This window comes from Variovorax sp. WDL1, from assembly GCF_001541225.1.
Classification (GTDB): Bacteria; Pseudomonadota; Gammaproteobacteria; order Burkholderiales; family Burkholderiaceae_C; genus Variovorax.
In genome coordinates, this window is the sequence record NZ_LMTS01000129.1 from 1 (window position 1) to 12,564 (window position 12,564).

General features: G+C 66.7%; 15 protein-coding genes. 8 read left to right on the forward strand and 7 right to left on the reverse strand.

Going from position 1 to position 12,564, the window contains the following annotated elements:
- Positions 1–194 precede the first annotated feature (194 nt).
- Positions 195–986 (forward strand): IclR family transcriptional regulator, encoded by a 792-nt coding sequence (locus tag APY03_RS17750; RefSeq protein WP_068678647.1) that lies wholly within the window; start codon positions 195–197, stop codon positions 984–986.
- Here APY03_RS17750 and APY03_RS17755 read toward each other — a convergent pair.
- The 3 genes from APY03_RS17755 to APY03_RS17765 all read right to left on the reverse strand — a co-directional run bounded on the left by APY03_RS17755 (position 973) and on the right by APY03_RS17765 (position 3,945).
- Positions 973–1,950 (reverse strand): Bug family tripartite tricarboxylate transporter substrate binding protein, encoded by a 978-nt coding sequence (locus tag APY03_RS17755; protein WP_232081255.1) that lies wholly within the window; start codon positions 1,948–1,950, stop codon positions 973–975. The two genes, APY03_RS17750 and APY03_RS17755, sit on opposite strands and share 14 nt — an antisense overlap.
- Positions 1,951–2,044: 94 nt before the next feature.
- Positions 2,045–2,899: an alpha/beta fold hydrolase gene (locus APY03_RS17760; protein ID WP_102906236.1), complete on the reverse strand. Its 855-nt coding sequence runs from the start codon at positions 2,897–2,899 to the stop codon at positions 2,045–2,047.
- Between the two features lie 158 nt (positions 2,900–3,057).
- Entirely contained in the window at positions 3,058–3,945 is an 888-nt protein-coding gene (locus tag APY03_RS17765) for a LysR substrate-binding domain-containing protein (RefSeq protein WP_068678588.1), read from the reverse strand.
- Positions 3,946–4,015: 70 nt separating this feature from the next.
- Between APY03_RS17765 and APY03_RS17770 the strand changes: the two genes are divergently transcribed.
- The 5 genes from APY03_RS17770 to APY03_RS17790 are packed head-to-tail and all read left to right on the forward strand — an operon-like array spanning position 4,016 to position 7,702.
- Complete coding sequence (locus tag APY03_RS17770; RefSeq protein WP_068678590.1) at positions 4,016–4,855, forward strand: amidohydrolase family protein; 840 nt, start codon at positions 4,016–4,018, stop codon at positions 4,853–4,855.
- Positions 4,852–5,652, forward strand: a complete 801-nt coding sequence (locus APY03_RS17775) for an SDR family NAD(P)-dependent oxidoreductase (RefSeq protein ID WP_068678592.1) — start codon at positions 4,852–4,854, stop codon at positions 5,650–5,652. The genes APY03_RS17770 and APY03_RS17775 overlap by 4 nt, the downstream gene beginning before the upstream one ends.
- A gap of 32 nt (positions 5,653–5,684) precedes the next feature.
- Positions 5,685–6,641 carry a Bug family tripartite tricarboxylate transporter substrate binding protein gene (locus APY03_RS17780; RefSeq protein WP_068678594.1) on the forward strand — a complete coding sequence of 319 codons (957 nt, stop codon included), beginning with the start codon at positions 5,685–5,687 and terminating at the stop codon, positions 6,639–6,641.
- Positions 6,641–7,168 (forward strand): carboxymuconolactone decarboxylase family protein, encoded by a 528-nt coding sequence (locus APY03_RS17785; protein ID WP_174262841.1) that lies wholly within the window; start codon positions 6,641–6,643, stop codon positions 7,166–7,168. The genes APY03_RS17780 and APY03_RS17785 overlap by 1 nt, the downstream gene beginning before the upstream one ends.
- 12 nt (positions 7,169–7,180) lie before the next feature.
- Positions 7,181–7,702 carry a DUF4286 family protein gene (locus APY03_RS17790; RefSeq protein WP_068678596.1) on the forward strand — a complete coding sequence of 174 codons (522 nt, stop codon included), beginning with the start codon at positions 7,181–7,183 and terminating at the stop codon, positions 7,700–7,702.
- Positions 7,703–7,767: 65 nt separating this feature from the next.
- On the opposite strand, the gene APY03_RS17795 is transcribed toward APY03_RS17790, so the two are convergent.
- Together APY03_RS17795 and APY03_RS17800 are read right to left on the reverse strand one after the other, a co-directional pair.
- Positions 7,768–9,315, reverse strand: a complete 1,548-nt coding sequence (locus tag APY03_RS17795) for an amidase (RefSeq protein ID WP_068678655.1) — start codon at positions 9,313–9,315, stop codon at positions 7,768–7,770.
- 8 nt (positions 9,316–9,323) lie between these two features.
- The gene (locus tag APY03_RS17800) at positions 9,324–10,307 is read right to left on the reverse strand and encodes a Bug family tripartite tricarboxylate transporter substrate binding protein (protein WP_068678598.1); all 984 of its coding nucleotides are present in this window, start codon (positions 10,305–10,307) and stop codon (positions 9,324–9,326) included.
- A 137-nt stretch (positions 10,308–10,444) separates the two neighbouring features.
- Here APY03_RS17800 and APY03_RS17805 point away from each other — a divergent pair, with 137 nt between their 5' ends.
- Complete coding sequence (locus APY03_RS17805) at positions 10,445–11,416, forward strand: LysR family transcriptional regulator (RefSeq protein ID WP_083944435.1); 972 nt, start codon at positions 10,445–10,447, stop codon at positions 11,414–11,416.
- A 25-nt stretch (positions 11,417–11,441) separates the two neighbouring features.
- Here the strand turns inward: APY03_RS17805 and APY03_RS17810 are convergent, their stop codons facing one another.
- Complete coding sequence (locus tag APY03_RS17810) at positions 11,442–11,765, reverse strand: DUF1090 family protein (protein ID WP_443082827.1); 324 nt, start codon at positions 11,763–11,765, stop codon at positions 11,442–11,444.
- Between the two features lie 108 nt (positions 11,766–11,873).
- Positions 11,874–12,173 (reverse strand): hypothetical protein, encoded by a 300-nt coding sequence (locus APY03_RS17815; protein WP_068678601.1) that lies wholly within the window; start codon positions 12,171–12,173, stop codon positions 11,874–11,876.
- 232 nt (positions 12,174–12,405) lie between these two features.
- On the opposite strand from APY03_RS17815, the gene APY03_RS43990 reads away from it, so the two are divergent.
- On the forward strand, positions 12,406–12,564 hold a 159-nt coding region (locus APY03_RS43990), incomplete at its 3' end, for a BatA domain-containing protein (RefSeq protein ID WP_332307391.1).

Sequence of the window (12,564 nt, forward strand, 5' to 3'; positions counted from 1 at the left end):
ACTCGATCAGCGAGGGGGGAGGCGTCCATACCATCTCCAGGTGGAAAAAGGACGGGCGAAACGTGAATCGATGGCGGCTTGGGTCTTCTCATCGAGTGCCGCCAGCTTAGGTCTGCCCAACGCTTTGCGCATCCCCCAATTTCCATTGAATGGAATTACACTGACGCCATTCCCTCGATCCGAAGCTCTTGTCCATGTCGTCCAGACGCCAGCATTTCGAAGCCCCCACGCTGAACCGGTCTCTCGAGCGCGGAATCGAGATCCTCCGTGCCTTCAGGCCCGGTTCCGACCTGCTGGGCAACGGCGAGATCTCGGAGCGCACCGGACTTTCACGCGCGACCGTCAGTCGCCTGACCCAGACGCTGGTCGAAGTCGGAATGCTCGAGCACGATCGGAACCTGCGCGCTTACCGCCTTGCAGCACCGGTCTTGAGCTTTGCCCACGCCATGCGCGCTGGCTCCCCGGTGCTGAACGCGGTCGCGCCGCTGATGCAGGCGTTGGCGGAGAAGATGCGCATCAACGTCGGCCTGGCGGTTGCGGACCGGGACGAAATGGTCTACCTCGAATCGGTCCGCTACAACCGCAGGGTTTCGTTGCGCAATGTCGTCGCCGGACAGCGGGTCCCCATGGAACTCACCTCGCTGGGTCGGGCCTACCTCGCGGCCGCCGACGAGCCCTGTCGGCGCGCGCTCATGGCGCAGTTCCGCGAACGACGCGGAAGCGGGTGGAACCAGATTCGCGACGAGATCAGGAGCGCGATCCGGAGCGTGGCTGAGCGCGGCTTCTGTTCGGCTTCCTGGCAGCCGGAGGTGGTCGCACTCGCGACGCCGGTCGTGTTGGAAGGCCGGCCTGTCTACGTGCTCAACGTGAGCGTCACGACGAAGGGCAGCATCGTGGAGACCGAGGCGGTGCTCGGGGGGCCGCTGCTCGATCTCTCGGCGAACGTGCAAGCCACCCTCGCTGCACTGGAGGTCAGTCGATCTTGATGTTGGCTTCCTTGACAGCCTGGCCGATCTTCGACAGGTCCTCGCGGATCAACTTCTTGAACTGTTCGGGATTGCCCTTCGCCGGGACGAAGGACAGCTCTGCGAACTTGGCCTTGAGCGCAGGCGTGTCGACCGCCTTGGCGATCTCGGCGTTGAGCCGGTTCGTCACCGCCACGGGCATCTCCGCCGGTCCCCAGATGCCATACCAGGAGAGAAGCTCGAAACCGGGAATACCGCTCTCGGCCACGGTGGGCACGTCCGGCATGTTGGCTACGCGGGTCTTGCTCGTGACGGCAAGCGCGCGCAACCGCCCTGCCTGGACGAACGAGCGAACGCCGGGCATGGGCGAGACAGCCGCCGACACGTGGCCGCCGACGACATCCGTCAGCTGCGGCACCGCACCCTTGTACGCGATGATCTCCATGTCGAGCTTCAGTGCCCGGTTGATCATCTCCTCGCTCAGGTGGCTGGTCGTTCCCAGACCGGATGTCGCCCAGGTGTACTTGCCGGGGTTCGCCTTGACCAGCGTGGCGAACTCGCCCAGGCTCTTTGCCGGGACATCGTTGTTCACAGCGACGACCAGCGGCACGTAGCCGATCTGCCCGACAGGCGTGAAGTCCTGCTCGGCGTCGTAGGTCTTCTTCGCGACGACAAGCGGCATGTAGACCTGGCTCGAGGCATTGAACAGCAGGGTGTAGCCGTCGGCCTTCGCCTTCTTGACGTTGAGCGATCCCAGCACGCCCGAGGCACCGGGCTGGTTCTCGATGACGATAGGCTGGCCCAACTGTCGCTGCAGCTGGTCTGCGACCATGCGCCCGACCGTGTCGATCGATCCGCCCGGGGTGTACGGGATGACCATCTTGATCGGCTTGTTCGGGTAGTCGCTCGCCATGCATACCTGGGCACTTGCGAGGGTGATGCCCAGCAGGGCGAATCTGGCCAGCGAAATGGTTCTCTTCAACACGGTATGTCTCCTTGGATAGGTGGTAAGGCAATTGCTGAAAAACTCTCATCCGGCGGCCAACTGCCACCTGCCGGACCGTGGGCAGCGAGAAGCGCTACCTGGAATACGCCGCGCGCGCAAAGTCGGCGATTGCATCGCTCATCGCCTGCGGTTGCTCGGGGGCCATCGCGTGCCCTGCGTCACGGATGACCTGGACGTTCACCCGGTCTCCCAGGTACGGCTTCATGACACCGGGGATGACGACAGCGTCGTGTTCAGCCTGCAGGTCGAGGATTGGCACGGTGGCGCCGGCAGAAAAGTAGTCGTCGACCGGGGTCATCTCGCGCGCCCGACCTTGCGCCTCGTGCGCCGCCGGAAACCAGCCGTCGAGCCAGACGCTCGGGTCATGACCCGGCGCGAAGAAGGCCTGGCGGAGGCATTCCAGTCGTCGGCTGGTCGGAAGGCTCAGGTCGCCAGCGCCGTCGATCGCATCGCGCAGCCGGCTGTAGGGCTTCTCGGCCGACCCCGGAGGGAGCTTGCCCGCAGAAGCCGCGGCCATGACGACTCCGCGCACCAGGTCGGGACGATCCGCAGCGAGCGTGCGCGCAGGCTGACTGCCCCATGCATGCCCGACGACCACGATCGGGCCCGTCGCCTCGTGGTCGAGGACCGCGGCCACATCGCGCGCAAAGTCGTGAAGATCCAGATCCTCCATGGGGCCGCGGCTCAGGCCCACGCCCCGTGGCTCGGGGCGCAGCACCCGAAACCCTGCGGCTGTCAACTTGGCGGTGACTTCGTCGTAGTCACGTCCGGAGCGGGCCAGCGACGGCAGGATGCAGATGATCGGGCCAGTTCCTTGATCATCGAACTCGATCTGGATCGCTTCGCCCGTGTGCTGCGGGGCGTATGAAATGAGCTTGCCCGACGCGCGCAGCTGCCGGGTGGGATTCGTTTGGGCTTCGATGGGCATGGGGGCAAGTCTCTTCGGTGCCACCGCCATCGGTAAGAACATCGGACCTATACCAGCTATGTCGATCCGCTATGTCATGGTCGCGCAACGCTGCACTTCGTCGCTTCGCTCGGGCGACCTGCCGGCCTGGCGAGCTCCGTCGCCTGTACCCTGCCTTGTCAGTAGCGCTGGCGAAAGTCGAGCTCCTGAAGCAACTGCGCTGTGCCTCGGGTGAGGCGAGTTCCCGGACGCGCCTTCGGGGTCGCGAGGACCAGCACGTTCCAGATGCTCGGTGGCCCGATCGGTGCGCGAGGCAGCAATTCATCGCCGCTGGCGCCCAAGGCGCTCTCCGGAAGCACCGTGCAGCCCACCCCGGTCTGGACGAGTGCGACCGCCGTACGGACCGCCCCCACTTCAGCGAGCACCCTGAGCTGAATGCCGCGCGATTCGAGCACCGAATCGAGCAGGTGCCGAATTGCATTCGGTGCACTCGGCAGCACCATCGGATAGTTGACAAGAGCACCCAGGCCGACCCGCGGCGGCAACTTGCTCTTGGGAGGCGCGACCAACAGGAGCTTCTCGCGCATCAATGGCTGGAACGCCAATTGCGGGGAGGCCGATGGATCGAATAGAAGCGCCAGGTCGAGCTTTCCCGCGATCAGCGACTCCCGCAGCGCGACACTCAATCCCTCTAGCACGGTGATCACCGCGCGCGGAAACCGCTCTCGAAACTTCCGCACGAGCGGTGTGCTCAACCCCAGCGCCACCCTTGGCGGCATTCCCACCACGATCCGGCCTCCGGGGCTTTCATCCATTTCCTGCAGTTCGTCCCGGGCGCGCCGGGAGATGTCCAGCATGGCACGCGCATGGGCTAGCAGGGCTTCGCCCGCCTCGGTAGGCGTCACACCGCGCCCCGTTCTCACGAGCAGGCGCTGCCCGAGATCGGCCTCGAGCAGTGCAATCTGCCGGCTCAGGCTTGGCTGAGCCAGGTTCAGCACGGCCGCCCCGCGGCTGAAACTGCCCGCGTCGACCACGGTCACGAAGTACTGCAACTGGCGAAGCTCCATAGCCGCCAAGCATAGCGGGTATAGCAGCAATGCCCTTACGAGGACCCCATGGCGTCGCGACACTGGCGCCATGACTTTCCCCCTTCCCCCTGGAGCCTGCAATGCGCACTGCCACGTCTTCGGACCCGGCGACCGCTTCCCCTACGCCCCCGATGCCACCTTCCTGCCGAAGGAAGATGCGCCGAAGGAGCAGCTCTACGCGCTGAACGACCGCCTGGGTCTCGAGCGTTGCGTGGTCGTGCAGTCGGCTTGCCACGGATTCGACAACCGGGTGACGGAAGATGCAGTGGCCTCGCGGCCATCGCGCTACCGCGGCATCGCGCTGCTTCCGACCACGGTCGAGGACGCCGAGCTGAAGCGGCTCGACGCGGCAGGCTTTCGCGGCGTTCGCTTCAACTTCATGGGGCATCTTGGACAGCACACGCCGATCGAGGACGTGCTGTCGCTGGCAACTCGCTTCGCGCCGCTCGGCTGGCACCTGCAGATCCATGGCGACCCGGCCTTGCTGACCGATCTCGCACCGGCATTGCGCCGTTGCCCGACGCCCGTGGTGATCGACCACATCGGCCGCATCGACGCGGCCCGCGGCATGGACCAGCCCGACTTCCAGGCCTTGCTGAAGCTCATGGCCGATGAGCGCTTCTGGGTCAAGGTCAGCGGCATGGACCGGATCACACGCCTCGGCCCGCCTTATGCCGACGCGCAGCCCTTCGCCAGGACGCTTGTCGCGGAGTTCGGCGATCGGGTGGTGTGGGGCAACGACTGGCCGCACCCCAATCACGCGGGTCCGGTACCGGATGAGCAGCAGCTGGTCGACCTGATCGCCGAGATCGCACCCACGGAGTCCGCGCGCCATGCGCTGCTGGTGCGCAATCCCGAACGCCTTTATCAATTTGGAGACACCGCATGAGCCTTCGCTTCGACAACAAGATTGCCATCGTCACCGGCGCCGGCTGCGTCGGCGCCGGCTGGGGGAACGGCCGGGCCATCGCGGTCCGGCTGGCCGAGGAAGGCGCCAGGGTGCTGGCGGTCGACCGCGACCGCGCCCGGCTCGACGAGACCCTCGAACTGGCCGGCGAGGCGCGTGCGTCGATCACGCCCTGGGTGTGCGACGTCACGAGCAGCGAGAGCGTGGCCGCCATGGCAGCGGCCTGCGTGGAGACCTACGGCACGATCGACGTGCTGGTCAACAACGTCGGGGGCTCCGCCGCAGGCGGCCCGGTCGAACTGTCCGAAGAGGTGTGGGACTCCCAGATAGACATCAACCTCAAGAGCGTCTTCCTGACCTGCAAGCACGTGCTGCCCATCCTGCTCGCCAAGGGCGCCGGCTCGATCGTCAACATCGCCTCCACCTCGGGCCTGCGATGGACCGGAAGCGCCCAGGTCGCCTACGCCGCCACCAAGGCAGGCGTCATTCACCTGTCCCGCGTGGTCGCAGTGCAGCATGCCGCCCAGGGGGTGCGCGTCAACTGCGTCGTGCCCGGGCAACTGCACACGCCGATGGTCGAGACCCGCCTTGCGAAACAACGCGCGGGCGGCGATGTCGACGCCCTCCTGGCTCAGCGCCAGAAGCGCATTCCGATCGGCTTCATGGGCGACGGCCGGGACACCGCCAGCGCGGTTCTGTTCCTCGCCAGCGACGAGGCCAGGTTCATCACCGGGACCGAGTTGGTCGTCGACGGCGGCATGACCGCACGCTGCGACTGAACGCTCACGCAACACAACGAAGAGAGACATTCATGGTCAAACGCCATCTGTTCGCCGCGGTCCTCGCCCTTGGCCTGGGGGCCGCCGTTCATGCCCAGCCGAAGACGACGAGGATCGTGGTCTCGTTCACTTCCGGCGGCCCGGTCGACTCGGTCGCCCGCGCACTCTCCGAGCAGCTCGGCAAGGAGCTGGGGCGCACCGTCATCGTGGACAACAAGCCCGGTGCCAATGGGGCGATCGGCGCTGTCGACGTCATGAAGTCGGCGCCCGACGGCGGAACGCTCTGGTTCACCAGCGTCGGCGCGGCAGCAATCAATGCGTCGCTCTACGAGAAGCTTCCCTACGACATGCAGCGCGACTTCGCGCCGGTCTCGCTGGTGGTCAACAACGTCGAGTTGCTGGTCACGCAGCAAGGCAACCCGGCGCGCGACGCGGCCGAGTTCGTGGCTGCGACGAAGAAGAAGGCCGACCCGACGCCGATGGGCTCCTCGGGCACCGGAAGCATTCCCCACCTGGCCATCGAGCAGTTGGCAGACTCGACAGGCGCCAAGCTGCTCCACATTCCCTACAAGGGTGCCGCGCCCGCGATCAACGACCTGATGGGTGGCCAGATCAGCGGCTTCTTCGGCGACGTACCGGGCCTGCTGGGACACCTGCAAGGCGGGCGGCTCAAGGCGCTTGGCGTGGCCGCGAGCAAGCGCCACCCTTCGCTTCCCGACGTGAAGACGCTGGAGGAGCAAGGCATCCGCGGCGTCGACACGAACAACTGGTACGCCCTTTTTGCGCCGGCCAAGACGCCTCCCGAGACTATCGCGGCGCTGAACAAGGCGGTACGCAACACCTTGGCCAACCCGGCCGTGCGAGAGAAGTTGCTGAAGACGGGCACCGAGCCCGCCGGGTCGACGCCCCAGGAGCTGGCGGCGATCCAGAAGCAGGACACCGACAAATGGGCAAAGCTGGTGCGCGCCAAGAACATCAAGGCCGAATGATGACGAACACCCACATTCGCGTCCCTCTCGTCGAGCCGGGTACCCGGCCCGAGCTGGCTGAAGTCGAGGCCCGCATCATGGCCGAGCGGGGCCGCGTGTCGCTGCTCTACCAGGTCCTTCTCAACAGCGGGCCGATCGCATCGGGCTGGGAGCGCATGCTCACCGCCGTGCGCAACCAGACCGGCGTGCCCGCGGACCTGCGCGAGCTCATGATCCTTCGCGTCGCGGTGCTCAATGGCGCCAGCTTCGAGTTCGATGCCCATGTGCCGCATGCGCAAAGGGCGGGGGTCGGCATGGCGAAGGTCGATGCCGTGCGAGAGACCTCGATTGCCGATGTATTCGAACCCGTTGAACGCCTCGTCCTCGAACTGACCGATGCCATGACCCGCGACGTCGAGGTGCCCGATGCGCTCATGGCCAGGATTCAGGAGCACTTCGATCCCAAGGGCGTGGTCGAGATCGTGGCGACCGTTGCGGCATACAACATGGTGTCTCGCCTCCTTGTGGCGCTCAACGTCTCGCACTGAAGGACCCGTCGCATGGAAGATCTCTGGCTCTTCAAGCACGACCGATCGGTCGCTCCCGACGCAGTTGCCGAAACGATCCGCAACACCGCAGGCATTCGATCGATGCGCGCCATGGAAGGGCCTTGGACCTACATCTACGCACCGGGCAGCCTGGCGATTCCAGCGCCTGTCACAGGGCCGGGAATGTCCTGGCATCGCTTGCAGTGCCTCCAGGCGCTCGATGGAGCGTCCGCTGGCGAGGTCGCTTCCTATCACTACGTCGTCGAAACCGACGTACTGGCGCAGCTCGAAGACGATCTCAACGCCTGGTACGAACAGGAGCACCTGCCCGGCCTGGCTTCCGTTCCCGGGACGGTGCGTGCAGCGCGCTACCTGGATGCAGGGGGCGCTCCGCGCTACTACGCCTGCTACGACCTCGCGAGTCCGGACATCGTGGGGAGCCCCGCCTGGCTGGCGGTTCGGGGCACGGCCTGGAGCGCACGGGTCCGGCCGGCTTTCCGGAACACGCGTCGGACGATGTTCCGCCGAGAGTAGCGGGCGCCTCGCTCGACAGACCCTTCCCATGCGTACACCGACGGGGACGCCGTCGGCACTCGCCACTAGACCACCGAGGCAGACGCCGAATCCGAAGCGCCTGCGGCGCCCTGCGCATCGGGCGGGGCCGTGACGATGGATCGCAGTGGCGGCTGCGGCCGCGACTTCAGCAACGCATTCAGATCCGGGCGCGGGCGGCGAAGCTCGGCATTCGTCGAGAACGCCTGCTCCATCGCGTGCGCGACACCCAGGACCTGGTGGTCCGACCTGAAGCCGCCGACGATCTGCAGCCCGAAGGGCATGCCCGCATGATCGACACCGCAGGGCAGCGACAGCGCAGGATGGGTGACCAGCGTGACGACATAGGTCAACGCCAGCCAGCGATAGTAGTTCTCCTGCCTTTCCCCGTTGATCGTGTCGGCGTACGGCTGTGTCCACGGAAAGGGCGAGACGGGTGTGGTCGGCGACAGGATCAAGTCGACGTCCGCGAAGACGTCCTGGAACTTCCGGATCAGGCGGGTCTGCTCGGCCTGGGCCCAGGCGCTGTCCAGCAGGCTCATCCGCGCGCCCATCTCGTAGTTGGCACGCGAGTTGGGGCCGAGGCTCATCGGGTCCTTCTCGTACGCGGCCTGCATGCCCGCGACGAAGGCTTCGGCGCGCAGCACGTCGAAGCACCTGTGAACCTCGCCGAGGTCGAGCCGGACCTCGTCGCAGCGCCGGAAGAGATGCCGCATGCCGTCGATCTTGCGGCGGAAGGTGGTGCGGATGTTCTCGTCCACCGCACAGGCGCCGAAGTCCTCCGTCCATGCCACGCGCAGCCGGCTCAGGTCCACGTCGGCCGGCTTCCGGAAGGAAAGCGCGTCGAGCGGATAGCTCAGCGGGTCGCCGGGGTGCATGCCGGCCGATGCGGCCAGTTGCAGGCAGGCGTCCTCGACGGTCCGCCCCATCGGCCCCACGACCGAGATCGACGTCCAGCCCAGCAGCTTGCGCACGCTGGGAACGATGCCGGGGGAAGGCCTGAAGCCCACGACCCCGCACTTGGCAGCAGGGATGCGGAGCGACCCGCCGGTGTCGGAGCCGGTACAGACCGGCAGCATGTCGCAGGCCAGGGCGGCGGCGGACCCGCCGGAGGATCCTCCCGCATTGAGATCCGGGTTGAAGGGATTGCCGGTCGCGCCCCAGACCGCGTTGCGCGAGTTGGCGCCCGCGCCCATCTCGGGGACGTTCGTCTTCCCGGTCACGATCGCCCCGGCCCGGCGCAGACGCGCCACCAGCTCGATGTCCTCAGCCGGCACATGGTTGCGGAACAGGGGCGAGCCCCAGGTGGTGAGAAGGCCCTCCGTGGGCTCGAGATCCTTCACGCCCAAGGGCAACCCGTGCAGAAGCCCGAGGGGATCGCCGGCCATGACGGCCGCCTCGGCGGCGAGTGCCTCGCGGCGCGCGCGCTCGAAGCACGTGGCGGTGATCGCGTTCACGAACGGGTTCACCTTCTCGATCTGCGCGATGCATGCCTCCAGCAGCTCCACCGGCGAGAGTGCCTTGGTACCGATGAGGCGGCGCAGTTCGACCGCGGAGGTCTCCACGAGTTCGCCGGCAGCCGTGTGCGTGATCATGGCCATGCTCAGTCCGCGGTGATGTTGGACCGGGCGGCCACTGCACGCATCAGCGGCAGCTCCTTGTTGATCAGTTCGCTGGCCGCGGCCGCGTTGCTGTAGGCCGGCTCCAGGCCCGCCGCGACCAGCTTCGCGCGGGTGTCCGGATCGGCCATGGTGACCGCGAGCGCCTTCTCGAGCCTGGCCTTGGCAGCCGGCGGCACGCCCTTGGGTCCCGCGACGACAAGCCAGGTGTCCATGTCGATGCCGGGGTAGCCGCTCTCGCCCATCGCAGGCACGGCCGGCAGCAGCGCCGAGCGCTTCGCGGTCGTCACCACGATCGCCTTGACCTTTCCTCCGGTAAGCTGCGGAATGGCTGCGCTCACCGTGTCGACGCTGAACGGGATCTGCCCGCCGATGAGATCGGTCATGGCCGGCGCGCTGCCCTTGTAGGGCACATGCGTCATCTTCAGCCCGGCGGCATTCAGGAGGGTCTCGCCGGCGAAATGCGCGGTGGTGCCGCTGCCGAACGAGCCGTAGGCGTACTTGCCCGGCGAGGCCTTCACGTAATCGACGAACTGCTTGAAGGTCTGGACCGGAACGTCCTTGTTCGCCAGCAGGATGAGGGCTGTGCGACCCGCGATTCCGATCGGGTCGAAGCCCTTGATCGGGTCGTAGGGCAGGTTGCTGCGGATCGCCGGGTTGACCGTGAACGTGGTGCCCGAGCTCACCAGCAGCGTATAGCCGTCCGGCGCGGCCTTGGAGACGTAGGTCGCACCGATGATGGTCCCGGCACCGGCGCGGTTGTCGATCACCACAGGCTGGCCCAGCTCCTTGCCCAGGCGCTGGCCGATCACGCGGCCCAGCACGTCGGTGGCCCCGCCGGGCGGGAAGGGGATCACCAGCGTGATGGGCCGCGATGGGAAATCGCCTTCGGCAGCGACGGCTTTCGCGCTGACCATGCCGAGACAGGATGCCAGCGCACAGCCGGCCAGGAGGGAGAGGATCTTCATCGGGCTCTTGCAGATCGGAGACATCGGGATTGGAAGAAGGCGCCGCGGAGCAGTTGTCGTTCATCGTAGAAGTGCGCATGCGTTGCATCAAGCGCCATGTTTAGAATCTTTCGTTGCCGAAATCGCAATCCACATCCATGGCTGGCCATTTGCTCCAGGAGACCGCCGTGCGCTACTTCCTCGAAGTGGTGCGGACCGGATCGATCAAGGAAGCCGCCTCGAAGCTGAACGTGGCCCCATCCGCGGTGAGCCGCCAGGTGGCGCGCCTCGAGCGCGAGCTGGACAGCCTGCTGTTCGAGCGCCATGCCCGCGGCATGGTGCCCAACGCCGCAGGGGAACTGCTGGCAGCGCACGCCAAGCGGGCGCAGCAGGACAACGAGCGCGTGCTGAACGACATCTCCGCGCTACGCGGCCTGCGCAGCGGCTTCGTGCGCGTGGTCAGCGCCGAGGGGTTCGCCTTCGATTTCATCCCGACGCTCATCGCCCGCTTCCAGGAAAAGTACGAGGGCATCCGCTTTCACCTGGAGGTCTGCGGCCAGGGAGACATCCCGCGCCGCATCCGCGACGCAGAGGCGGACGTCGGCGTCACCCTGAGCTCGGTGCCGGAGGCCGGCATCCAGGTGGAACTGCGCCATCCGAGTCCCATCCTCGCCGTCATGTCCCGCGAGCACCCGCTGGCCCGGCAGGGCCAGCTTTCGCTGAGCCAGGTGGCCGCGTACCCGCTGGCACTTCCGCAGCCCAACAGCTCGATCCGGCAACTGCTCGACATCAGCTGCACCAGGCAGGGCCTGCAGTACCGGATCGCCATGTCGAGCAACCACGCCGATGCGCTGGTGAGCTTCGCGGGTGCAGCACGCGAGTGCATCGCCTTCTATGGCGAGCTGTCCGTTCGGACCCGGCTTCTTGCCAGGACGCTGGTGGCGGTTCCGCTGCGCGACCGCGAGATGAACGAACGCCACCTCGAAGTCGAGACGCTGGCCGGGCGCTCGCTGTCGGACGCGGCCAAGAGCTTCGTGCGTTTCCTGATCGAGGCGATCCGGGCTGAAACGTTGCTGCCCAGACGCGGTCGAAATCCCGATAGCAAGCGGGGAGGCCGTCCGGCAGCGTGAAGGTCGTTGCCCTACGGGCTTGCCGTCAACCGCCGCGCGTCAGCTCGCGAAGCTCCTCCTCGGCTCGCTCGAGCTCGAGCCGCAGCCCCCTGATTTCCCGCTGCAGCTTCTCGATGCGCGCCGCCCGGCTCTGCGCCGGGGAGAGCGTCTTGCAACGGGCTTGCAGTGCGGCCAGTTCCTCGGCAAGTTCCCGCCGGCGCAGCATCTGGCCCCTGGAGCGGGCCACGGCCATTTCCTGCTCGAGTGCCTCCTCCTCGGCTTTGCAGGCAGCGGCGTCGACCTGACTTGCTGGCTGCGCCATTGCGGGCGTTGCTACCACGAGCGCGATGGCCAGGAAAGAAGATTTCACGCGCATGCCGGTACCGGTGGGTGGAAGGGAGGGGCCGAGTGTGCCAGCAACGCCCCTGCTGTCGGCCGTACATGACCCATTTCCCCCAGGGGCTGCACCCCTCCCCGCTCAGCGGCGATACGGATTGTGCGGATTGCGGTCGTAGCGATTGGGCACGCCATCCCCGTCGCTGTCGCGGCGCGCATGGCGGTAGCCGCCACGACGGTCATGCCGGTAGTAGTCGGCGCGATGGTCGTGACGCGGGTGGTAGCCATGCCGGACGATCGGGCGCGGCGGCGCCGGCGGGACGACGATCACATGAGGGCGGTAGCCGCGGTCGCCATGGTGGGGCTGCGCCTGGGCGGGAGCGCTCAATGCGGCCAATGCGATTGCGGCTGCGGTGCCCAGTGCGAAAAACATCTTCTTCATCGCGGCTCCTTCGAGGAGTTGTTCAGGAGCCCCGATACTGCAGGCCGAAAGTGAAGCACGTGTAAGGCTGCGGCGAAGTTCGATGAAACCTTCTGCCAAGCGCGGGCTCGCTCCTTCATGGCGGGCACAGCGCCGCGCGCTGTTGCGAAATCGATCCGCGGCAGGCACGATGCAGCTGTACTGCAAGGAATTCCTGCGCGCACGCATGCCGGCGCTGGATTCCGGCTGCACCATGTTCTTCCTCTGGCCCGAGTACCTCTGGTTCCTGCTGGCGCTTGCCTTGCTGCCTGCGGTGTACGTCTGGCTCCTGAAACGCCGGGGCCACGCGGCCCTGCACTACAGCAGCATCGGCATCGTGCGCGAGGCCGTGGCCGGCCGCCAGTGGCGGGGG

Bases quoted from the DNA above. Each gene is read 5' to 3' on its own strand.
- APY03_RS17750 (WP_068678647.1), top strand. From the start codon at position 195: ATGTCGTCCAGACGCCAGCATTTCGAAGCCCCCACGCTGAACCGGTCT.
- APY03_RS17760 (WP_102906236.1), bottom strand. From the start codon at position 2,899: ATGCCCATCGAAGCCCAAACGAATCCCACCCGGCAGCTGCGCGCGTCG.
- APY03_RS17765 (WP_068678588.1), bottom strand. From the start codon at position 3,945: ATGGAGCTTCGCCAGTTGCAGTACTTCGTGACCGTGGTCGACGCGGGC.
- APY03_RS17770 (WP_068678590.1), top strand. From the start codon at position 4,016: ATGACTTTCCCCCTTCCCCCTGGAGCCTGCAATGCGCACTGCCACGTC.
- APY03_RS17775 (WP_068678592.1), top strand. From the start codon at position 4,852: ATGAGCCTTCGCTTCGACAACAAGATTGCCATCGTCACCGGCGCCGGC.
- APY03_RS17780 (WP_068678594.1), top strand. From the start codon at position 5,685: ATGGTCAAACGCCATCTGTTCGCCGCGGTCCTCGCCCTTGGCCTGGGG.
- APY03_RS17785 (WP_174262841.1), top strand. From the start codon at position 6,641: ATGACGAACACCCACATTCGCGTCCCTCTCGTCGAGCCGGGTACCCGG.
- APY03_RS17790 (WP_068678596.1), top strand. From the start codon at position 7,181: ATGGAAGATCTCTGGCTCTTCAAGCACGACCGATCGGTCGCTCCCGAC.
- APY03_RS17795 (WP_068678655.1), bottom strand. From the start codon at position 9,315: ATGATCACGCACACGGCTGCCGGCGAACTCGTGGAGACCTCCGCGGTC.
- APY03_RS17800 (WP_068678598.1), bottom strand. From the start codon at position 10,307: ATGAAGATCCTCTCCCTCCTGGCCGGCTGTGCGCTGGCATCCTGTCTC.
- APY03_RS17805 (WP_083944435.1), top strand. From the start codon at position 10,445: ATGGCTGGCCATTTGCTCCAGGAGACCGCCGTGCGCTACTTCCTCGAA.
- APY03_RS17815 (WP_068678601.1), bottom strand. From the start codon at position 12,173: ATGAAGAAGATGTTTTTCGCACTGGGCACCGCAGCCGCAATCGCATTG.